18 protein-coding genes are annotated in these 21,705 nt (G+C 53.8%); 7 read left to right on the top strand and 11 right to left on the bottom strand.

Annotated elements, in window-relative coordinates:
* Nucleotides 1-684: 684 nt before the first annotated feature.
* The 8 genes from ACA075_RS25245 to ACA075_RS25210 all read right to left on the bottom strand — a co-directional run bounded on the left by ACA075_RS25245 (nucleotide 685) and on the right by ACA075_RS25210 (nucleotide 8,077).
* Entirely contained in the window at nucleotides 685-1,452 is a 768-nt protein-coding gene (locus ACA075_RS25245; RefSeq protein WP_497296047.1) for a hypothetical protein, read from the bottom strand.
* Nucleotides 1,453-1,710: 258 nt separating this feature from the next.
* Nucleotides 1,711-2,547: a hypothetical protein gene (locus ACA075_RS25240; protein ID WP_497296045.1), complete on the bottom strand. Its 837-nt coding sequence runs from the start codon at nucleotides 2,545-2,547 to the stop codon at nucleotides 1,711-1,713.
* Nucleotides 2,544-5,075 carry a type IV secretory system conjugative DNA transfer family protein gene (locus ACA075_RS25235; RefSeq protein ID WP_497296044.1) on the bottom strand — a complete coding sequence of 844 codons (2,532 nt, stop codon included), beginning with the start codon at nucleotides 5,073-5,075 and terminating at the stop codon, nucleotides 2,544-2,546. Before ACA075_RS25235 ends, ACA075_RS25240 begins: the two co-directional genes overlap by 4 nt.
* A 76-nt stretch (nucleotides 5,076-5,151) precedes the next feature.
* Nucleotides 5,152-5,646: a hypothetical protein gene (locus ACA075_RS25230; RefSeq protein WP_134939740.1), complete on the bottom strand. Its 495-nt coding sequence runs from the start codon at nucleotides 5,644-5,646 to the stop codon at nucleotides 5,152-5,154.
* Entirely contained in the window at nucleotides 5,646-5,981 is a 336-nt protein-coding gene (locus ACA075_RS25225; RefSeq protein WP_497296042.1) for a hypothetical protein, read from the bottom strand. Before ACA075_RS25225 ends, ACA075_RS25230 begins: the two co-directional genes overlap by 1 nt.
* Before the next feature lie 32 nt (nucleotides 5,982-6,013).
* The gene (locus ACA075_RS25220) at nucleotides 6,014-6,778 is read right to left on the bottom strand and encodes a hypothetical protein (RefSeq protein WP_497296040.1); all 765 of its coding nucleotides are present in this window, start codon (nucleotides 6,776-6,778) and stop codon (nucleotides 6,014-6,016) included.
* Between the two features lie 2 nt (nucleotides 6,779-6,780).
* The gene (gene stbB, locus ACA075_RS25215; protein WP_497296039.1) at nucleotides 6,781-7,503 is read right to left on the bottom strand and encodes a StbB family protein; all 723 of its coding nucleotides are present in this window, start codon (nucleotides 7,501-7,503) and stop codon (nucleotides 6,781-6,783) included.
* 28 nt (nucleotides 7,504-7,531) lie between these two features.
* Nucleotides 7,532-8,077, bottom strand: a complete 546-nt coding sequence (locus tag ACA075_RS25210) for a hypothetical protein (RefSeq protein WP_154972408.1) — start codon at nucleotides 8,075-8,077, stop codon at nucleotides 7,532-7,534.
* A gap of 353 nt (nucleotides 8,078-8,430) precedes the next feature.
* Between ACA075_RS25210 and ACA075_RS25205 the strand changes: the two genes are divergently transcribed.
* The 6 genes from ACA075_RS25205 to ACA075_RS25180 all read left to right on the top strand — a co-directional run bounded on the left by ACA075_RS25205 (nucleotide 8,431) and on the right by ACA075_RS25180 (nucleotide 17,069).
* Entirely contained in the window at nucleotides 8,431-8,865 is a 435-nt protein-coding gene (locus tag ACA075_RS25205; protein WP_104903912.1) for a hypothetical protein, read from the top strand.
* Complete coding sequence (gene mobF / locus ACA075_RS25200) at nucleotides 8,862-13,751, top strand: MobF family relaxase (RefSeq protein ID WP_497296038.1); 4,890 nt, start codon at nucleotides 8,862-8,864, stop codon at nucleotides 13,749-13,751. Before ACA075_RS25205 ends, mobF begins: the two co-directional genes overlap by 4 nt.
* Complete coding sequence (locus tag ACA075_RS25195) at nucleotides 13,751-14,188, top strand: hypothetical protein (protein ID WP_497296036.1); 438 nt, start codon at nucleotides 13,751-13,753, stop codon at nucleotides 14,186-14,188. The genes mobF and ACA075_RS25195 overlap by 1 nt, the downstream gene beginning before the upstream one ends.
* On the top strand, nucleotides 14,181-14,399 hold the full coding sequence (locus tag ACA075_RS25190) for a hypothetical protein (RefSeq protein ID WP_497296035.1): 219 nt from the start codon (nucleotides 14,181-14,183) through the stop codon (nucleotides 14,397-14,399). The genes ACA075_RS25195 and ACA075_RS25190 overlap by 8 nt, the downstream gene beginning before the upstream one ends.
* A gap of 211 nt (nucleotides 14,400-14,610) precedes the next feature.
* Nucleotides 14,611-15,765 (top strand): YiiX/YebB-like N1pC/P60 family cysteine hydrolase, encoded by a 1,155-nt coding sequence (locus ACA075_RS25185; RefSeq protein ID WP_497296033.1) that lies wholly within the window; start codon nucleotides 14,611-14,613, stop codon nucleotides 15,763-15,765.
* 440 nt (nucleotides 15,766-16,205) lie between these two features.
* Nucleotides 16,206-17,069 (top strand): CHAD domain-containing protein, encoded by an 864-nt coding sequence (locus ACA075_RS25180; protein ID WP_497296032.1) that lies wholly within the window; start codon nucleotides 16,206-16,208, stop codon nucleotides 17,067-17,069.
* Between the two features lie 319 nt (nucleotides 17,070-17,388).
* On the opposite strand, the gene ACA075_RS25175 is transcribed toward ACA075_RS25180, so the two are convergent.
* Nucleotides 17,389-17,601: a hypothetical protein gene (locus tag ACA075_RS25175; protein ID WP_497296031.1), complete on the bottom strand. Its 213-nt coding sequence runs from the start codon at nucleotides 17,599-17,601 to the stop codon at nucleotides 17,389-17,391.
* Nucleotides 17,602-18,040: 439 nt separating this feature from the next.
* On the opposite strand from ACA075_RS25175, the gene ACA075_RS25170 reads away from it, so the two are divergent.
* A complete protein-coding gene (locus ACA075_RS25170) occupies nucleotides 18,041-18,829 on the top strand; it encodes a hypothetical protein (protein ID WP_497296030.1) in 789 nt (262 codons plus the stop codon).
* A 412-nt stretch (nucleotides 18,830-19,241) separates the two neighbouring features.
* On the opposite strand, the gene ACA075_RS25165 is transcribed toward ACA075_RS25170, so the two are convergent.
* Nucleotides 19,242-19,670 (bottom strand): hypothetical protein, encoded by a 429-nt coding sequence (locus ACA075_RS25165; protein ID WP_497296028.1) that lies wholly within the window; start codon nucleotides 19,668-19,670, stop codon nucleotides 19,242-19,244.
* Nucleotides 19,667-21,520, bottom strand: a complete 1,854-nt coding sequence (locus tag ACA075_RS25160; protein WP_497296027.1) for a DEAD/DEAH box helicase — start codon at nucleotides 21,518-21,520, stop codon at nucleotides 19,667-19,669. The genes ACA075_RS25165 and ACA075_RS25160 overlap by 4 nt, the downstream gene beginning before the upstream one ends.
* Nucleotides 21,521-21,705 lie beyond the last annotated feature (185 nt).

Here is a 21,705-nt window from a genome sequence, read left to right as displayed (position 1 = left end):
TCTAATTGCAGGTCCTCGGAGATGCTTTCTGATTTCATTCAGTTCGAATACGAATTTTTCATCTAAAGTATCTTCGATGTGTGCGCCGTTGCGATAGGATATTTTGTCGCAGGTTAGCAATTTTGGGTAAGGACTTGCTGGCCTGTGTTTGCACAATTCCCCATAAGATTTTGTTACTGTTAAGCGATTATCAATCGGTAAGTAATGTATTTGTAAGCAGCCAGTGTGAGCAAACGCTTGTTCGTGATCATCTATGGTACTTCCTCCGAATAGATAGGCCTATCGTTCTTTAGACGCAAACTCTACGCAATAGGCTGGGAAGCTTTGCTTTGGGGGATTCTCTCGAGGTAGAGACGCCAGAACCTCCGGGTACCTTAACGCCCTGATCATATCTATTATTGTCGATTTCCCCGTACCGTTTTCGCCTAGTAAAATGTTTACGTCTCCAGGCTCCAGTGGTGACCTTCTGCACATGGCTTCGAGGTAATAATTTGCACTGGCGTTCGTTGGTTGATGTTTTCCAGGCATGTTAAGTGTACGAATTCCTGAATACCATATTCGCGAAATTTTCATTAGCAGAGAGTGCCCTTAGATAAACACATACTCGGTTTCAGTGCTTTGCAAAGGCTCCGTGGCGGAGTTGAAACCGTTTTCTTAAAAATGATTATAAATTTGATGCAGTTATTATCCCAAGACCCGGACGCCATACGAAGGCGAGTTTTCAGCCAGTGACAAGCTTTCTTTGTCATCAATGAAACTCAAAAACTCCAACGCAAGTGGTGTGACCATGCATCCGAAGCTACTAAAGGGACGAGCCTCCCCACTTGGCACTATGTCAATCTCTCCTGGTGTGTTATGGGTAAGAAGGCCTGCATGCTTGAGCTCATACCAGATACTAGTAACATAGCTTTCTTCAGTAGCCAAATTCGGGAAAGCCTTCATCACTAGCTTGATGCCTGAAACTTTTTGATATTCAGGCTTGCTGTGGTCACAGTATTGATTTGCGTCGCGATAAAAATCCAAAATTTTCAAATGCCACTCATCCAGTGAGTCCAATAATCTCAAGAAGTGAGCGGACTTTGTCACCGGGTGGGGCGTATTTTTCGTCGTATTGCAGACAACATTTCGAAGTGCATTAAGTTTTGCTTTTTGCGAAGTTTTTTGTGCGATCAAAGTGGCCTGAATCAATACGTCGATGAACTCTTCATTTGAATGAAGAGATTCAAGGCTTATCTTTTGAGCATCGATCAGATTGTTGATCGCGAGGCTGACCGCATGCATCCACTCATTCCGACGTTTACTCAGTGGCGACTCTAATATTGACACAAATGTTTCGTTGATTGCGCTGCCAATGGTAGGGATTGACGAGAGAACGATTCGCACAATTCTGTGAGCTTTTTCTCCAACTGGCTCGACAATGGGATCGAAGAGTTCCGTATTGATTTTGTCCATTCGATTAATTCGCTTTCAAATTTATAATGTCGAAATTGGCAATGCATTTGCTACGGTAGTGTAGGAGGTGTCCGGTTAGATCGTACAGTGCTTCTCTCATCACCGGATCGTTCAGCGTAAACAACGCTATCACCGACAGCGCAGTCAACATTTCGGGTTGGGATCCGGCGCACGCCGTTCGCTTTTGGGTTTAGACCCGTAAAGGAGCAAAGGAGCCCGACCATACCGGGTTCCTTTACTGCGAGCCGTTCAGTCAGGTCACCAATTCAGAACTTGAACCTTGCCAGATTGGTCGGTCGGTACGATACGCGGCTTAGCCACCGGCGTATGTTTCCGTGACGAAGTAGTGTCTAGTGGTAAGACCGGCTCGAGAGCAATAGACGTGCTTGGTGCGAAGCGGGGTGCGTCCGGCTTCTGGGCTACGGGGATTTTGGCCTCCCGAGGCTCTGCCTTGTCGCCAACAGCAAAGCGTTCGTAATCCATCCAAGCAGGTAGCTGCTGACTGCGGTCGATCAAGTTTACGGCCTGCTCAAAGTTCTTCAGGTATTCATCGGCCCGTTTCAGCTTCGCCAGCTCAGATTGATAGTGCTGCTCAAGGTGGGGACTGGTCCCTGTGGCAACCCAGCTTTGGCGGTCGGTCTCCAGGAAACCTTCAAACATTGCCGGATCGATGGCCTGAAGAGGCTTGTACGGCGCTGGATAGCGGCGAAGCATTTCGGCAACATCAGAGCGTTTTTCCCCCGCGACGATAATTCCTTGGAGTTCGGTGAGCAGGTTATCCCGTTGAGTGCCGATCTGCGTTTGCATTGCGGTCAGACGCTTCTTCAGACCTGCAACCTGCGCTGCGGCAATTCGCGCTTCTTCCATCTGGTGAGCTGCTGCAGCCTTTTCCGCTGCAGCAACGCGAGCGGCTTCCTCACGAATACTTTGGGTGAAATGGCCTGCACCGGCAGCAACTACGATGCACATGATCGCAGCCCCCATTGCCTTCAGGACCAGCCCCGATTTAACACCCTGTGCGCTTGCCGTCGTTACGGATCCGATTTGAAGGAGTTCACCGTGCTGGGCCAGCAGATGAGTGGATTGGTTATTCATGCTGCTTTCTCCGCCGTCGGAAACTTAAACATAGGGATCAGGCGGATCTGGGAACGGCGGATGGTCCCGCAGCGATTGATCGCTGCCAGAGCGGTGAATTTATTCATGGTGAGAGAGTGGATCTCTTCGGCGGCGACTAGAGGGATTTCGCCGATCTTGACGCTGCCTGCAGGGCGCTCGCGACGAATTACTGCCGGGAGTTGCTGCCAAGCCTGCTCGGCACCGAATTTCTTGGCAAGTTCGGACATGGTTTGAATGGCCTGGCCAACGTGACCATAGGACCTGCTGAGTTTCAGCATTTCGTCCGAGGTTTGCGCGCGGGCGGCTAAGGTGCCAGCCGAATAGCCACCAGCGTTTACGCCGTACGAGTTCGCCGTAGCAACCGGATCAGTGGTGTTAGCGGCGACTTCAGAGAATACAACCCGGGGCGAGGCGCCAATTCGTTTCGACACATAAGCCAGAGTCATGTCAGAGCCGATCTGCGCGCTCACAATCGAACGGAACTGGTCGAGAAGCATGATGGTGGCCTGTTCATCTTTCAGCGCGACCTGGAGCCCATCTAGGCCCTGAGTCGAGTAGACCGCGCAGAGACCGAGGCTGCGAGCCTTGGGTAAAATCGCCAACTCTTCATGTGACACCAGATCCTGAGCCTCATCGACAACCAGCAGGACTGCTGTCTGGCCATCAGCTTTCCAGGCATCGCCCCGGCGCTTAATTGCGCTATAGAAGCGGCGTTTGGCGAGAGCCGAAATTGCCACACCGGTTTGAGTATCTGGCAGAGCCAGCCCCAGCATTGCGCCGTATAGGCAGTCCTCGATCTCGATGCCTTCCTCGGTATCAGCCCACGCCCCTAGATCTTGGTCGTTGATCAGAGTACCGAGCCAGGTTTCAAGGTTGAGTTCGATGCTCGATCGAGTCTCATCGGCCTTCTCAACGTGGCGCACCATGAAACCACTGTAGGCACGTCGCACATGTCCCGGCATAAGGTGGCCACAGGTGCTGCCTTCTTCAACAATTGCTTTTGCACGCTCGCGGCTACCGGGCTCGAACGCGAGCTTGTAGATCGAACCCAGCGTCCAGGGCCACTCTGCCGGCTCCAGAGCATTCAGCAGGGCCAGAACCTTCGCGGCGCTGCGCAGCAATTCACGTGCAAACTGCTCCCATTCGTTGCCTGACACGTCGCCAGAGTTGCCTTTATCCGACGAGAACAACTTAAACAGTGTGTCGGCAACTTCATCTGGGCGCAGATTCTGGATAGCGTTGAACGATGCATTGTCTGGGCTGATTACTTGGAAGCCCGGGAGATCCACCAACTCAGTGGGCAGTTGACCTTTGCCATCGAGTACAAGCAGACCTCCAGCTTTCGTCGCTTGCCATTGCCAGACAACGGGGCGAATGCACGCAGCGGTTTTACCCGTGCCTGTGAGGCCCACAATTAACAGGTGAGTGGATAGGTCAGCGACGGTCATTCCGAACGGCACGCCGGCTTTTGCCGGGCTGAATGGATCACGGCGCTCGGCAAACAAATCGGTTGAGGTGCCCAGGTGGATGAACGGTGATTGTTCCGAAATGGCTCGTTCAATCTGTTCGTCAAGAGCGCGATCAAAGTCCGAAAATTTAGACTTTCCTTCCTGCTCGATAAGCTTCGGGTATGCGCTGACGGCTAGCGCTTCACGAGCTGCAGCAGCGCGGGTTTTTGCAATTGAGCTCAAATCGAAAATCGAAAGGAGCGACCACACGGCAGCGGCACCCGCAGCAATGGGGGCGAAGAACCAGCTAATGGAGTCGGTGGCCACGAACGCGCCGGCCAAAGAGAACGCGATCCCCGCAACGGCCATCGGGACCGACTCATCGACCGCTGCTTTGCGCAGGTATGACACCGATAGATCGTCAGGAACAATCTGGCCGTCGACCGGATTACCGTCACGATCATAAGTCCAAGCCCGGTACGAGCCCACCAGGTCAGAAGGTGTTTGGGGTGGTGTCACACGCAGCAGCACTCGAGCACCGAACTCTTTAACGTCCTCGATCTCTTCCTCGATAAGCAGTGGGCCGGCAGGAACAATGAGACGCCAGCTATCAGCCGACAGCCCAAGGGCGCATCCGAAAAGGTAGAAGCCAGCGATGGCCATACAGGCGCCAGCAGCCGTCGAACCCCACTGCCAGGCGAGACTGGAACCGTTGCGACCGAGTAGGTAGGCTGTGGCGCACACCACCAGGAACAACAGAACACTTATTGCGAAATTGCGAGCGCGCATACGCTTCTGCAGACGAGCGCCGGCGTGATACGCGGCACGGCCGTAATACGCTCGGCGCGTGAGCGCCCCACGATCGGCTGGGATGGGGTCGATTACATCATCGTGGATGATTTGCTCAGCTGGCCAACCGAGAGTATCGGTGCTGAGTTGTGGTGCCAGTGCCGTACGGAGCGTCCTGGTGCGCCGCTCGCGCCAGGCGCGTTTTGCTGCCTCAGGATCTGTGGACCAGAGAAGCAGATTTTCCATGTAATTACGGAATTGCGTTACCATACAATTTCTTCCTTTCGTGGGTTTTTCCTGCCGCGAAACCGGCTCACCTGAGTTGCCGCTCAGGTGAGCCACCCTTTCACTTCGCTTGCTTAGTTGCGTTCGCCGCCGCAGCAATTTGAGCGCTCTCGATTACCAGCGCCCGCGATGCATCAGCAATTTTTGCTCGGGTGTCCGCATTGCGGACCCGTTGCTCAAAATGACGCAATTGCGGCATCCGGCCAGTTGTTTCTGTCTGAATCAGGTCCGATTTCATTGCATCTAGAAAACTGTTCAGGCTCGGATAAAACTTCAGGCTGCTGACGTCAGGTGGAGTGCCAGTTGCCAAGGCCAGACGAAGAGCGCGATTCTCCGTTTCGAGCAGTGCGATTCTGAAATCAGCGGCGATTAATCCAACGTGCATTGCCGCTTGTCCGGACTGCTTCAGGTCATACAAACCGAGCATGTCTTGGTCACGAGACTGAAACTGAGGCTCGCTCAATCCAGGCAGGCAATCTTCAAGAGGGCAAGCGCCCACTTGGCCCGTGAACACTGCGACCAGTGCCGATGCTGCAATGAGGGTTCTGTTATCCATCACATTGATCTCCCGGCGTGTTCGCCCTGTTTTTCCTGGTTGACCTGCTGATCAGTCAGCTTTTTTTGCTCCTCCTGGATCACCTCTTGGGCATCCTTGCGCTGCTCAGCGTGGGATGCTGGAGCGTCGTCCCGCTGCTGATGTTGCTTATGCAGCTCTTCCATGCGCGGATCCTTGGCCAGTTTGTCCAGGCCATCAAGGTCCCGTCCCTCAAGGCGTTTGAACTCTTCGCGCTCCTCGTGTCGTGCACGGATAAAAGCCTCCGCGTCACTGCCGAGCAGGCTCACCTTCTTTTTTCGGGCACGAAAATCCCCGTCATCGCTATGGTTAGACATGCGACTTCTCCGTCAGTAGTAGTGGTTGCGCGCTAGCGCTGTTGGTTGGTGTGGGTTTGTTGGTTGAAGTGTTGGCTGGCCATCGGCACCAGGACGCTGAGCGAAACGACGACGCCGATCACCAGGCCTGCGCAAAAGTCGATCAAGCGAGTTTTACCCGCTCGCTGACTCGCGGCGGTAAAGTCGGCGGTCATCTGGCGAAAGGCCTTGTCTTTGTTCTGTTCGAAGTACGTCAGTCGCTCTGTCAGTGCAGTCGATTTAACTTTCTCTGTGTCGAGTTGGCCACGCAGTTGGTTGCGCTCTGCGAAGTAGTTAGCTGAACTCTCGCCTAGCTGCGCCATCGCCGCTTTAACGCGCCCAGCTAGGTCATTGATGGCGACCTCAACCGCTTCCTGCTCAACTTGAAGCTTGGCATCGATGATCGCATCAGCTAGCACCTGAGCAATCCCCTCGCGCAGTGAGGCTCGGAAGTCGATCTCATCGGCCGGCTTGAGCAAACGACCTGGTAGACCGGCGATCTGCCGGCTGAGGGAGTCGAGTGCTCGCGAGAAACCATCCAAGTTCATGGTGTCGATCGATGATGCTGCGCCACGGATATTTTCTGCAGCATTGAGCAGCAGCTCGGCAATTCCCTGCTGCTCGCCAGAGCCATGCAGGGATCGATCGACGGCTGCCATCTGATTTGCTGTTGCCTCGAAACGATCAGCCAACTCGAAGTGATCGCGGAAGAGCTCGCGCAGCATCAGTTGCTCCCGTGTGAGAGCAGCTTCGCTGACATTCATCGGGAGCGCGCTCATCTTCAGGCCCCTACCGTCGAAGTCAGCAGTTCGAAAACATGCTGCAACTGTCGATCCATCGATTTGGACTGCTTGGTGATAGCCAGCATGTCCATGGCACGACGCCAAGCCTTCTTGTCGTCGCAGCGAGTTGCTGCTTTCAACTCTGCCTTGTAATCGGTGATATCACTCAGTGCTTGGACGATGTTCATTTTCTTATCCGAGAGCAGGGCGAAAAGCTCCGATTCAGGGACAACGCATGCCGGATTGGCGAACGCCACACCGCTTTTCTTCGCGAAGTTCAGCACGTCCGCAAACTCAGCCTCGACGCCATCAACGACGCGGTTGAACACGAACTGAATTTTTTCTGGAGGAACACCGAGAGCGCTGAGCATGTGGGCCGTTTTCATGGCCTCAGTGCGTTCCTTGGTATCAGAAGTGCAGGGGATGACGAACAGATCGATTTCATCGTGGCCATCCTCGAAACGGGAAAGGCCGACCAGGAAGTCTTCGATGTTCGATGCGCCGACATCCAGGATCAAATCGTCGGCGGAAGCAAGTTCTGCATAGATCCGGGCGAACTGCTCGCCCTTCAGTTGCTCAACGGCTGCGCCAAGATCACCACCCGCGGCGTTGATCGTTTCTACTGCCAAGATCTTCGCTTCCGGCATACGCGGCGCGAACAGGTTTACTGAGAGGGTGGTCTTACCTTGGTTGCCGCCAAGGTTGACGAGTGCTACGCGCATTTTTCTCTTCCTTTCGTAGATGTTCCGACTAATCGTCGGTTCGGTACTTCTCTGGATCAAGCTGACCAGTCATCGCTCTGAGATCACCAGCGGTAAGTGGCGGTTTTTTTGCTGACATTTCAGCGGTTTTCACTTGTTGCACCGGAGAGGTCTTAACCTCTAGGTGACGGTTAATCTCTTCCTGCTCTGCCGGGGTCGGTGAGGCTGTTAACTCTTCATGAGCTGGCTTCGAACCGTCCTGATAGATCCGGTTTTCCTTCTTGCCTCGCTTGTTTGCGCCCAGATACGAGGCGTATTCCTCTGGCATGTTCTCGACCATGAATTTGCGCACGGTCTTAAGATCGACCTTGATCCCGAGTGCTTCATCAAGTGCCCGATGGATGTCCTTTACGGTTTTCCCGCGCTGCATCAGCAGGGCGATCTGTACTCGCACCGGATTCAGTAGACGATAACCAGCCCCACGACGGTTTTTCTGCTCGGTGGCTTCCTCTTTTGCGAGCCATGCCTCCAGTTCTGCAGCCATCTCTTCGGCTTCCTGTTGTTCCGCGATCAGGTCCTCAGGGCGTTTGAACATTCCTGACCTCCTCCAGTGTGAAGTTAATGGTTGAAACTGGATTTTAGTGGGTCTTTCTGGTTTTACACACCCCTTGGAATAGATTTAAAGCTGGTTTTATCTGGTCGTAAATGGATATTACTGGTTTTTCAAAAAGGTTTTAATGGTTTTGCTGGTATTGCTATGATGGTTTTTCTGGATTATTGTGGTTTTGCTGCGGGTTTTCTTAACACATCTGCACCCTTCGGGTGCTTCGCGTCGGCCCGGAGCCCGCGCAATGCGCGGCCTCCAAGCCGAAAAGCCAACAAAGCAAAAGCAAGGTACGCCGACAAACGTCGGCTACCTGAGAAGCGTTCTCAGAAGGGAAAAGGAAAATGGCGCGGAAGAAGGCAGGAGCAAAGACCTCGACCCAGTACCTGGATGAAGTTGCGGCAGTGCGTTTGGAACGCCTTTCGGCTCGCCTGGGCGTTGCTCAAGGCCGCGTGCTCGATGCCCTCATGTCCCTGCGCACAGACGAAGAAATCGCCGGCTTCATGGCGGCGCAGCGTTTCAGCGCCGAGCCTTCCCGACCTGTTCCCGTTCTCCTCGATGGCCCGGTTGTGGCTTCGATGGCAGGCGCAATCACCCAGTCCGTTTCTTCCCTTCTGGGCTCTGCTCTTCCTGATCTGCTGTTGCAGGTTCTTGCCAGCCAGGCTGAGCGCCGGCCTGAACTGCTCGCCGGCACCATCGAGCCGATGCTCAACCGGCTCGTGCCGATGGTTATGGATCGCATCATTGCCGAGCAGACAGGCATGGAGATCGAGCGATGAGCCACTACGGGATGAGCAACCAGAAGACCACGGCCGGCAACTTTGCAGCCAAAGCCAGCTACTTCGAGAAGAAACTGAAGGAACTCCAGGCCTTACGTGAAGAGCGCATTACTCTGGGCGCAGAGCGTGGCGTGACAGATGAAGTAATGGCTGCCGAACTGGCGAAAGTCGATGCCGAGATCGCAGCGATCGTCAGTCAGGTGGAGGGCGACCAGGGCACAGGGCGCGAGGACTACTACCACAAGTCCGGCAACGACACTTTGGCATCGGGTATTGCCGGCCCATTGGCCAACAAGCTGGGCCTCGGTGAGCATCCTCAGGACGGTGATTACCTAGCTCTTTTCCGTGGAATCAACCCGCGCACTGGTGAGGCGTTCCTCGATGAGAAGCGCCACAACGCCATCGACAAGGCTATTCAGGAAGCTGAATCAAAGAAGGCAAACCCGTCCTCGAAAAAGCAGCTTGACGCCGGTGATCTGGAGCGACTGGAGAAGGAGGGCAAAGAAAAATCGGCAACGGATCCTGTCCTTGGCTTCAGCTCGTGCGTGTCCTTGCAGAAGTCCATCAGTATCTACTGGGCACAGGCCGACGACCAAACCCGTCGCGTGATCCAGGAATGCATGATGGGAGCCGTCAACGATGCGATTGAGCGCGAGCACCGTGCTGGTCGGATTCGCGGACGTGAAGGCGCTCAGGGCGCAGAGTCTGTAACCGGCGAATGCGTCACCCTGACATATGCTCATTGCACAGCACGTCGCGCCCCTGGGCAGGACTTCCCCGATCCCCAGTTGCACGTGCACCTGGAGCGGCCGAACTTCGTTCGCACCGTCGATGGCAAGTACCTGACCCTCGATGCGGGATGGCTATACAAGACCCAGAAGGAGTTCGGGGCCGTCTTTGACGTGTCCTTTTTTCAGCGTCTCCAGGCACACCTACCCGAGTTGGCATCGGCGATGGTCGTTGATTGGAGCGGTCACGGCCTGCGCCTCAATGAATCTTCAGTGTCGAAGGAACTTGTCGCCGAATTTTCTAAGCGCAGCGAGCAGATCCAGGCCGAGAGGAAGACTATGGCCACCTCTGGCCAAGCTGCAGCTCAGGCGATCGCTGTCAGAAGCCGCGATGCGAAGGACATTGAGCTAGGTCACAGCTTGGATGCCCATTGGCGCGAAGCGATTCCTACAATCAAGCTGAGAGCATCTACAGCTAAAGAGCTCCAGGCTCCGAGTCTCGCTGAACTGCAGCGCATGGTGTTTCGTGGATCCACCGTGATCGATGAGTTCGCGATCGACTCTGCAGCTGCGCACCTGACCATTGGCAAAGGTGGACTCGATGAAATCGAAGCAACCAAGTCGGAGATTTTCCAACAACTCGGACTCATCGAAATCCCCCAGCAGCCCGACGAACACGGTCGAATGCCGTCGAAGCGGTACACGACGAAAGAGCTAATCACCCTCGAAGCTGACTGCCTAAAAGCCGTTCATGCCGGCCTTGATGATCCGAGTTGGAACGTCGACCGGACCCTCGTAGACCTGGTGATCGATGGCTACGAGAAAGAAAAGCAGTCGACCCAGAAACCGGGTGAAAAGCCATTCCGGCTTAGTCTGGAGCAACGCCAAGCTGCTTACGATCTGACTGGGCCAGGCCAGTACACATACCTCAAGGGGGCCGCAGGCGTGGGCAAGTCGGCCACCATGGCGCCGACTTTCCGCGTATACGCCGAAGCGTTCAGGGCGCAGGGGCGCCGCGTCATCGGCGTTGCGCCTGCAAATAAGCAGGCGACGGAGCTGGCGAAGTCGACCGGCATCCAGGCTCAGACCGTCCATTCGTTGCTCATTAAGCACCAGGAGGCGCTGGCCGCCCAGCAGGCCGGCCAGCGCTTCAAAAAGCAGGATCTCATTGGGCGTGGCGATATCATTGTGTGCGACGAGGCCGGCATGCTGGACACCTACCAGATGCACAACCTGGTGGTGGCCTGTCACCAGACCGGCGCCCGCCTGATCTGCGTGGGTGACAGAAACCAGCATGACGCCGTAGAAACCGCCGCACTGTTCGGCCTTCTGCATGACGCTGTTGGCGACCGCTGTGCCAAGATCGAAACGATCGCCCGTCAGACCGATCAGTTCAAGCCGACTGCTCAGGCCCTTTATGAGGGCAAGGTCAGCAATGCAATTCGGCATATGCAGCGCGACGACCAGCTCAGGGTTTTCGCGGACGGTGTGAACGAGGCTGACGAGCTGGTTGGCGATGTTTTCGGTGACATGAAAGCCGGCCTACCAGGAAAAGATGGCGTCGTTCGAGAGTTGGACTGGTCCCAGATTCTCGTTCTCGCCGACACCAACGAACAGGTTCGAGCGCTCAACGACAAAATCCGCGATGCCCGACTCGCTGGTGGTGAATTGAGCGTTGGGGGCAGTGTTAGCATCGAAACCGAAGTGCTGCCAGGCGAGCGTTTCACGATCCAGGTCGCGATTGGCGACCGCCTGCTGTTGCGCAAAACGGCCAAGGATGCCCAGAAAGAGCCCATCTATAACGGGGATCTCGGCACCGTACTGGGTATCGAGAGAATCACCCGCGAAGTCGACGGCGAGCCGATCGAGGATATTCTGTTCACGATCGCCCGTGACGATGGGAAGACAGTCAAGGTCAACTCCAGCGAGTACGAGTCGCTGCAGTACGGCTACTCCATGACCGGACACAAGGCACAGGGCATGACTGTCATGCAGTCCTACTACCTGCCGTCCTCCTACGCTTCTCTACAGGCTTGGTATGTCGCCTACACCCGCGGAATTCACGGTTGCAAAACGTACCTGAGTGAAGCGAACTGGCTCCCATTCAAGAAGTCGGCGTCGCAATTCATCTACAAAGAAAACGCCCTTGATCTCATGCCTCAAGTGCGCGAAGCAATTCGCGCATCCGTGCACACCGGCCAGCCGTTCAAGCTAGCCCCTCAACAACTGTCTGTCCTCGATCGCCTCCAGGGTGTTTCACCACTCTTCCAGTTCCCCGGCCAAGCGAAGGAACAACCTCAAGAAAAGCCCCGTCAGTCCGTCGCGGTCCTGCCGCCCGCTCAAACCGAGATCGACCACGCCAAGGCCTTCGGCGCTGCCGTGGTCGACCTTCGCGCAAACGAACAGACCTGGCCGCTCGACGCCCGCCGCGTTGCTGTTGTAGTTGCAGAAAACCCCGCTCCAGGTATTGAAGTTGAACCCTGGACAAACCCCGGCTCATCCGTGCCACTAGAGCAACGCCGCGACCTTTGCGAAACGCTCCAGGGAATGAAGCCCGCCTTATTCACCACGAAGCTGAAACTGATCAAGCCTGAGCCTCAGGAGGCCCGCTATGTCCGAGTTGATCCTGTCCGACCTGCCACCCTTGCCGGCCTCGGCCGGTACCCCCGCGTTGATGGACGACCTGCCGCCGCCGATGGAGTTTCCCGACCCGAATCCCGAGCCGGTGCCGCAGGCCAGCGAGTCGCCGGCAGCCTCGGCCAATTTGACCGCGCCGCCAGCGCCGGTGACGCCGCAAACGAAGAAGCCATCTCCCGTAAGGTCTGCAACATTAAACGCCCTGCAGGGCGAGCTTCCTCAGACGGTCTGCGTACGTTGTCCACATGCGATCTGGCAGCAGGTCCCGGAAGGGGACGTGAGGGTCTATTGCCCGATAACACACTCGCTGATCGACAGCCTCTTGGTCGAGTGCGACGGCAGGTTCCTGGTACTGCTTTAGCACGCTCGATGAAATACGACAAAGCATCAGACGCCCGCGAAGTCGACGCGATGAAACGCGACGTTGACCTGACCGACTACGCTGTTCACCTGGGCATGGAGTACGACAAGAAGGCCTCGTACAAAGGACATGCTGTTTTCCGCCATGGCTCAGGGAAATACGACATTTACCAGGCCGCTGATGACAATTGGGTCTGGCATGACCGCCATTCGGGCAAGAGCGGTGACATCTTCAAGCTCTATCAGGAAGCCAGGGGCGGCAACTTCATCCAGGCCAAGGACGATGTTCGTGCGTTTCAGGGGGGCGTTCTGCCTTCGCTGGGTAAATCAGCGGAAGAGCAGACCCGTATTGATCGGGCACGCGAAGAATCGCGACAGAGGAAGGAACGCGAGCGCCTAGAGACAATCGCAAACAGCACGGAAAACCACTACCGCACTTTCGGTTTCATGTCTCGCCGTGATAGCTATCTGCGCCAAGAGCGAGGGATCTCGTCCGAAGTGTTGGCCGAAACGCGCTGGCGTACGAGCCGGCATGGCTCCGCTGTGTTTCCTCACATTGATGCTAATGCCAAGTTCTGCGGGTATGAGTACCGCGGCGCTCAGGTTATCAATGGCGAACGACGTGAGTTCAAGGGTTTTACGACAGAAACTGAAAAAGGTGTCTACCTCGCCAACCCGAAATGCGCGAACCCCACCGAAATCCGCTTCAGCGAGGGCGGCGTCGACACCCTGAGCACCTACCAGTTGGCTAGCTTAGAAGAGCGGCAGCAGATCCTGTTCGTTGGCACTACTGGCGAACCTGGTCCAAACACTGAGGCGGCAATCATCGCCCTGGCTGAGCGCTATAAAATCCAGCGCTTTTCGCTTGCATACGATCGCGACCAAGGCGGCGATAGCCTTACCGTGAAGCGTCACGCTCGACTCGTCGGCCAGTTCCCTGGTGCGCAGATCGAGGATGTTCGTGAGCGTGTTGGTCTGCTGCCCGGCGAAGATCCCAACGAAGCCTTGAAGCGTATCGAAGCGATGAGCGACCAGCGAAGAGTGCAGAATTCTGAAACCGTTGCTCTGGCAGAACCGACAACAATGCCGGTTGTCCAGCCAGAAACCCAGCCTTCGCATGACGAAGATCAAGCAACTCAAAGTCGCGGGAGATCGATCTAATGTTTCGGCATTCCGAAAAAGTCCTTTGTCAGATCCAAACTCTTGCAAAGCAGATGCGTGCTTTAGAAATCTTCAATCTGGCGACCCAGCTTGAACAGCTTCGCGCTTCGTTTTCTAACGAAAGCGCTGGTCCTTTCGTACTCATGTTAACTATCGCTCAGCAGGTGTTGCCGATCAAAGAGGCGTATGTCGTTCCCCATTCGCTATCTGATGAGAAATGCTGGGAAGGAAGTGGTGGTTGGCACCTTGTGCTATTTTCGGAAAACGCCCCTGATGAGATCGGCTTACTCAATCTTCGTAATCGCCTTTTCGACGACTGCCCTCGCTCGGTAGCTAGTCGAGTCGAAACCTTCAGCTATGCCATGCATGTCAAGCAACTAGGACAAGCAATGGTCATCGGCATCCAGATCCCTCTTTTGGAGTTACATCATGACTAAACGCTTGAGCTTCAACCTGGACCTGAACTCCAATGATTTCGATGCTCTACAAACTGTTTTGGCAAACCCTAGGGCAGTCGCGGCGGCGGTTGCACCAAACGATCCATGGGAAAGCGCTCGAATTGTTGATATTTTGATCGAAATGGCAGGAATTGTGGCCACTGCAGCGAAACTGTCAGTAGAGGGGGATGCTTGCGGTCGGATTGAGTAGCATTGCTAGGCCATCGGTGCTGATCGACCTATGCACCGTGCATAAGTGTAGGTGGTGTGTATCTCCGTTACTTTCCCGTCGCGGCCATAGGGCTTCACCAAATTAGTGTTACGGGGGGCATCTATTAAAATAGTCAGTAGCAATTTTATATTTAATATCAAGTCAATACAGCGCTTTTCGAATTTTTTGGCCAGGTATAGGGGGTGCAATAGTGGATGCTCGTGTTAAGCGCGAAATAACTCATAAAGGAACTTGTTATGTTTTGGATCATTCAAAAATAAAAGAGGGGGACGTTCTGTTAACCACCTCGGATGCCTGGGTAAGCTCCATAATTAAAAAGGTAACGGGTTCTGCTTTCAGTCACGCGGCGATCTTTACTCAAGACGATGGTATTATAATAGAAGCGGTTCCTCCCAACGTAAAGTTGAGTTCGGTATTGGGTATGGCAATTCGTGAGCGCAAAAATATTAAGGTACTGCGTTGGGCCGGCTCAGGAGCAGCCTGCGACACCCACTCGATTGTTACCTCTGCCAATTCCCATGTATTCAAAGATTACTCCCGCAAAGGAGCTGTTTTAAGTAAGACACCTGGAAGTTTTGGGGGAGAGGAAGAAAATGGTCTGTTCTGTTCGCAACTGATTGCGTCAAGCTATTTGTCATGTGGGCTTTTACTGACAAATAAGGCGCCGGAAAAAACTACGCCTGCCGATATCGCTAATAGTGAAAAAATGATCGATATTACGGATGATGTACTTGTGGAGGTAGATACAAGACACCTCCTGGTCGAGCGTTTTGTTGAGCAGGGGAGTGAGGGGGATTTAAGCGCGAAATTTCACTCTGTGATCAAAAATATTGTCGATACTACTGTTCGGGCCTGCCCTTTTGTTAAAAAGCTATCACTCAAGTCGTTGGAGGAGGTGATGGTAGTTCTTGTGCATGGTGATAAATTTTTTACTCCTGATCAGATGAGTTTACTGCAGACCCAGTTTACGTTGGCTGTAGGCGACAAGCTTGATCGTTTGATCGAGCAGCTGCTGGCGGGGCATTCAGAGTCCTTCGTTCAGCATGAAATTATCCGCTTAATTATTCGAAACAGTTGGGCAACAGATGATCAGCTTCGGAACCACCTAAAGCTTCTTGAGACGTTATCTGCTCAGACGCAACAAAGCCTAGATAAACGGGAAAAAAATATTAAGGAAGCAGTAAGCATGTTTGCGGAAGCTCCTTCAACAATCGCGAATTTGCCGGTGATCAAGGCCATTGAGCGTTTTTACAACGATCTGCTCACCACTGAGCAGAAGATGTTCGATATGAGCATTCCCGCCATGGCCGAACTTCGTTCGTATCTAGATCATTCATCCGCTTGAAAAGAAGTTTGACGGCAAATGTTAGGTCTCTGCTTGTGAGGGGCGGAGGAGCCGAAGCTAAGGTGCTCATACGGGAAAGGCCAAGCTCCATGAGAGAAAGGAGAGTCGTTGACGAAACGCCAAACTCAAGATGCGTTCCCATAGAAACAGTCGGCCTTGGTTTCTACGGCACCTTTGTGATTTCTGCCACTCTATGTGTTATTGCACAGACTTTGCCACCCAATTGCATTCGGCCTGGCCAGTAATTGCATCGGATTTGACCCGCACACTCCGCGGACATGACCGGCAGAGAACGACCCAAAGCGGCCACTCTCGCATCCGTTTATGGTCGATGACTTTTTCCTTCGCGGATGCACGTAGCATCTCCGGAGCACAGTCATAAATTGACGGCCCACGCTTCTGCTAAGCTCGTGACCATACCGTTTCAAAGAGATGACCGCATGTCCTTCGTAGACAAGTTTGTTGCTGAGATACTGGCTCTTCAGGTTGCCCTGTATCACTCCCGTGCTCGATTGGAAGCCAGGACTGATAGCGAAGCTTTGCATGACCTCAGAATAGCTGTGAGGCGCATCCGCAGCTTGCTTCGACCGATGCGTTCTATGAACGAAGTCGTAGCGCTGAACAATGCCGCTGCGGAAATTGGAAGGCTAACCACGCCGGCTCGCGATCTGGAGGTGATGATTCAGGAGTTGGAGGAAAGGGGCTTTCTTGTCCTAGCGCAGTTCCGAAAAGCGCGCTTGGCGTCTGACTACTCCAAGATTCTAAAAAGCCCGGCCCTCAAGAACCTGTTCATTCAATTAGATGAGTGGCCCTCAACCTTTCGCTTGGCTGAGGTCAACGCCGGTTTAGAGCACGTCCAGCCTCAAATTGAAAAAGCGCTAAAAAAGCAGATCGACCGGCTGCATGCTGCTGTAGATGACGCTGGATTTAATCGGCATGAGTTGAGAATCCTGGTCAAGCGGACTCGCTACCTGACAGAGGCTTTTCCCAAACTATCACCGCTTTCGGGTAAAGCGGCGAGTTCTCTCAAAGCCCTACAATCGGCTTTGGGTGCCTGGCATGACCATTATCAGTGGTGCCAAAAAGCGCTGATCGAATCTGACCTACTCCCGCTGGAAAAGGTCTGGCATCGCTGTGCGGCCACCGCTCTCGACAAAGCAGAGACCCAATTGGTCGATCTGGCAAAACTGTTACCAAAATCATCAGGCAAAAAAAAGCTGCCTGGAGGCAGCGGAAGAAACGAACACGCGTTGAATGACCTGAGTATTACTGGCGTAAGATTTCAAAACGATGACGATGTGTAGCCGCGTCGAAGACAACGCCTTAAGAGATCTCTAATACAGGTCTATTTATGCTGATCGGCAAGGGATGGGCTGCGTTGACACGATCTTCCAGTCTTTTCACGAAGGCTTCAGCTTCTGCATAGCTACGAAATTTGACGCACCATGCGTCGATCCAGACCAGCCAGCCTTCGGGTGTGTTCGCTTCTTCGATTCTAATTTGCATCATCAGAGTCCCTTCGTTGGTGGTTCAGCTCCACTACGAGCCCAATCAGTAAAGCTCGTACCCTTTCGAAATCCGAGTATTGAGTCGGACGCGAAATGAGGAATTGATGAATCGGGTTCATCGAATGGATTTTCTCAGCGAGTCAATGCCCTTTTTAATGGACTCGGCGTTCACATCGAGCGTGGCTATGGCTCCTAGAGCTGTACTTGATACTCCTGTGGACCCTCTCTGGTCTATCCATATCGCTATCGATTCGATGGCGTCGGCAAGCGCGAGCTGGTTCTCGTGAAGTTTTTCGAGAATCTCAGGCAAATGCGTGTTTGCTGGCATGGCGACATTTCCTCAACCCGAAGGGAAAGCGTAGCAGGGGCGAGCCAACTGCACCGGAGCATCCCGACGACGTAGATCGTCTGGTCTATCTGACAGAAGCAGTCGACGTTGGCATGAACTCACTCTGGAATTATAGCCTTTCCCGATTGGCTGCTATTGGCCGATTTCTGTCTGTCGCCACCGGCTGCAATGCCCAGTTCTTAGCGGATCATAGTTAGTAAGCGTACTGGTAAAATCCGATGCAAATCGACGGTCAGATCGAATGCAGCCGCCTGGTCAAGTGCAATGCAAACGAGTGATCAGTACCGATGCAGTTTGGTGGGCAAGTGGAGCGCAATTTTGCACCAATCGCCCTGGCCGATAAATCTAACCTCGCATGACGAGTTTTCATGTACGGTAAATCACACTTTTGTGATCTTCCGTCCAAGGACGTAATGCGATGAAAATGAGTGCTGGCTCCCTTCGGGACTATCTGACCGCTACAATCGAAAACGCTCAGGATCATGCGGCCGATCCACCTCATCTCATGTGCCTAGTCGACGAAATGGATCAGATTTTCCACCGGGAGATCTTCGACAAGGAATACGACACAAATCCTTTCGTTGCGTTGCTGGCCATGAATGCTTACACCCTGTTGCTAAGTGCAATAAGGCAAGCGCTATCAGGTCATGTTGTCTCAGTTTTCCCTATTGCTCGATCCGCCCTGGAGTCAGCGTGCTACGCGTTTCTGATCGCTCGCGATGAAGCAAACGCTGACATCTGGCTCCGTCGTCATGACACGAAAGATACGCTGAAAAAATGCAGGAACGCCTTCACCGTTGCCAACGCCGTGAAAGAGATGAAGAAGACCAGTGCCGAAATGGCTGAGTACGTCGAGGCTCACTACGACGCGGCAATCGACTTCGGTGCCCACCCCAACCCAAGGTCCGTGATCTATCACTTAGAAGCCTCCGGTCCGGTTGATGAGGATCAATATGGTTTCTCGCTTACAGGCGTCTATGGCCGCGACAGCTGGCAGGTCAACCGAGAGTTGCTAGTTTGCGTAGAGGTAGGTCAGGCCGTCGCTTTTCTGATCGCTGCATCTGCAGAAAACCACCCTCTGCTCAATGAGCGAATTGCAGTCTTTAGGAACTGGATGAACAGCAAGAATCAGTTGGTTGAGGAGATCAGCGGCGCACCGATCAATTACTCCGGCCCCATGTACACCTCGATCTCACCGCCGAAATGAGCTATGCACCGTGCATAGCTCGCCAATTCAGCTGAAGGACAGCGGTAGGCTGTTCGAAAGTAAGGGTGCAAGAGATGATTAGTAGCGAGCACCTCACCACTGAACAATGCTCGATCGGTCTGAAGGTGGCACTTCGAATCATCAGTGCCTGGCGAGCTTCACCTGGCTAAGTATCTCGCCTTTCGCGTTTCGTCGCGACGCTGGTTGCGGATCAAGGCTTGATCTGGACCTGCCGCAGCGGATCGGGTTGGTGCTGGGCATTCATGGGCTTCTACGGGCTGTTTTCAGCAATCAGGAAACATGCAGTGATTCCCGCTATACGAATCCTACAAATGCATCGTGCAAATTCACTGCGGCGAAGTTACGGCTGGGGCCTGTCGATCATTAGCCGCAATGAATAGCCTGGTTGGGATCAGGCTACCAACTGTAGCCGAGGGGCGAGCGCCACATACTCCTGAGGCATGGTCGACAGGATCATTGCGACCTTATCCTGTGGCAGTTTCTCGGCGAGCAGCGCCTCGAGTTGTCCAAGCCGCTCCAGGACTGCCTGTGCACGATCCCATTGAATGCTGAATTTTTTGGCCGAGATCTTCTGTTCTACAAGGACGAGATGACGGTTGCGATCATAGGTGTAGCGCATCGTGACCTTGTTGGAAGATACGTCCTCATCCGACTCCAGGAAGGTGATTTCGAAGATCATACCTGTCGAAGTCTTCCGTGCTGCTGACTCGACGTAGGCGTCTTCGAACAGGTTATCGACCAAATCACTGGGTTGAACGCCACGGGTCACGTGGAGGGTCATGAGCTCGTCGACAAGTGATTTTATGGATTCGAGACTCATTTCAACATACCCCTCAGTTCAGCCATAATTACCTCCACGTGCTCGATCGACTTGGACAATGAGCTATTGTCGCGTTCAGCGACCTTGCCGAATTTTTTCACTAGCTTGGCGTTAATAAAGCTCACCAGTATACCGTCGTTCGGCATAGTGGGCTTAGCCACAGTCAAATGATTCCTGAATTTCGGATAGAGGGTAGACGCCTTTTCATCAATATTCAGGTCACTCAGAAGGGTGGCGACTTCATCCTGGGCCTTCTTCGTCAGGATCTCGCGAAGTTGTCTGCGCGCGATCTCTGGCCGCTTAGCTACGAGGTTTGGGTCGATCGTTTGTGCGGCTTTCTTTGTTTCGGCATTGATAAAAAGGTTCTTGAACTGCGCCAGAGTTTCTTCATCGTACTCTTCGAGCCCAACCAGTGCTTGCACCTTCTGAGTCGCGATGGAGTCGATTTCGGCCCGTTTATCAGAGAAGATTTTGTTGAAGTCGAGGTCGTCTAGGTACGAATCCCGGTCACTCACAAACGCATTGGACGAAGAGACACCGGCGAGGGAGTGCTCCTTCCTGGTGTACTCCTCGTCAGTAATCGTGTATTCCCGCGTTCGTTGATGCTTGGCCCGGTCCACCTCTTTCTGAAATGCACTCCACATCGAGTCTAGGCCAGTTTCCTCGTGGTAAATCACCACGGCGTTGTTGTCGATCTCAAAGGCCGTTATCTCCTCAGCCGGAATCGCACGAAGGACGCGGCCAACGATCTGGGCAAAAGCGTTGATACTGCGGTAGGGACGGAACAGCGCGAGCACCGTAAGATAGCGGTGGTCATAACCTTCCATGAGCATATTCACGGAAATGACTACGTCGCATTGGTGGTTGTCGACCACCCGGAACGCCGCATCAATTTCTGACTGCTCCATGTCACTGTGCACGATCGCCGCAGTCAGGTTCTTGGACTGGTACCAGGTGCGGAGGTCTTCGGCATGAGTGATGCTGCAGCCAACAGCGAGTATTTTGTGGGGTACGTTCGGCGACGACTTCCGTAGCTCGGTGAGGTTGGCGATGCTTCGCTCAATAACGTCCATTGAGCATTCTGGAGACAGCGCTACGCTTCGCTCCAGCCACTCACGGTCTTTCAGCTCAAGAACTTCATCTTTGGAGAAGCGGACGCCTGGTTGCTCGGCAAGCGTGAAATAGAGCTCATGGGCATTGACTGTCTCTTTCCTGAGCCATTTCACATACCGATCGCGCATCACTTCTGAAAGAGGCGTTTCGTGGATCAGCTTTCCTGGCACCTCTTGTTTGTCACCTCGGAATGGTGTGCCCGTGACAAAAATCTTTTTCGCTTTAGAGAAGTGATTTAGTGTTTTCTGCCAAGTCCCAGCCGGCGCATGATGGCCTTCATCGATGATGATGAGATCGAAGAAGTCAGAGGGCACACGCTTCGTCAGCGACGCACCCCGATCGTTGTATACCTGCTGAATGTTCGAGTAGACGAAATGACTCTGCTCAAGGCTCGTCAGCAGCGTCTGAGAATTGTATTCACACGTGATCGGCAAGTCCTCTGCGCTGAAGATTACGTCGAAATTGATCCAGAAATTGTCTTCCAGTAGCTCCTGTGTTTTCCGAATGCTCTGTTTCGTTACCAGACCCGGAGTGATGATCAGTACCCGCCCCTGCGCGAGCCCGAACGGAACGATTGAGATCAACCCACTTTTTCCTGTACCTGTTGGTAGCACGATCAAGGCGTCTTCGTTGGAGCTGGAAAAGTGCTCCTGCGCTTTGATGTAGGCTTCGATTTGGGGCGTGCGCAGCTTGTTGTTGCCAAGAATATTGGCCGCCGTTTCGATGAAGTAGTTCATGGATAGTCTTGGTTCCATTGGGCGACGCGCGCCATGGTGCTTGCACGCATGGCTAGCGCACGGCGACGGGACGAAGGCGAGGGAAGGAGCGACAGTGAGGTACCAGGCACAGGCATTGAAATATCCATATTTCGGGCCGTTAATCAGACGACACCGTGGTGAGCTCCACGGTGCCGTTTCAATTG

The organism is Pseudomonas sp. LBUM1663 (genome assembly GCF_059695905.1).
The sequence above is the reverse complement of the archived record's forward strand: the minus strand, read 5'-3'. Positions and strand labels throughout refer to the sequence as shown.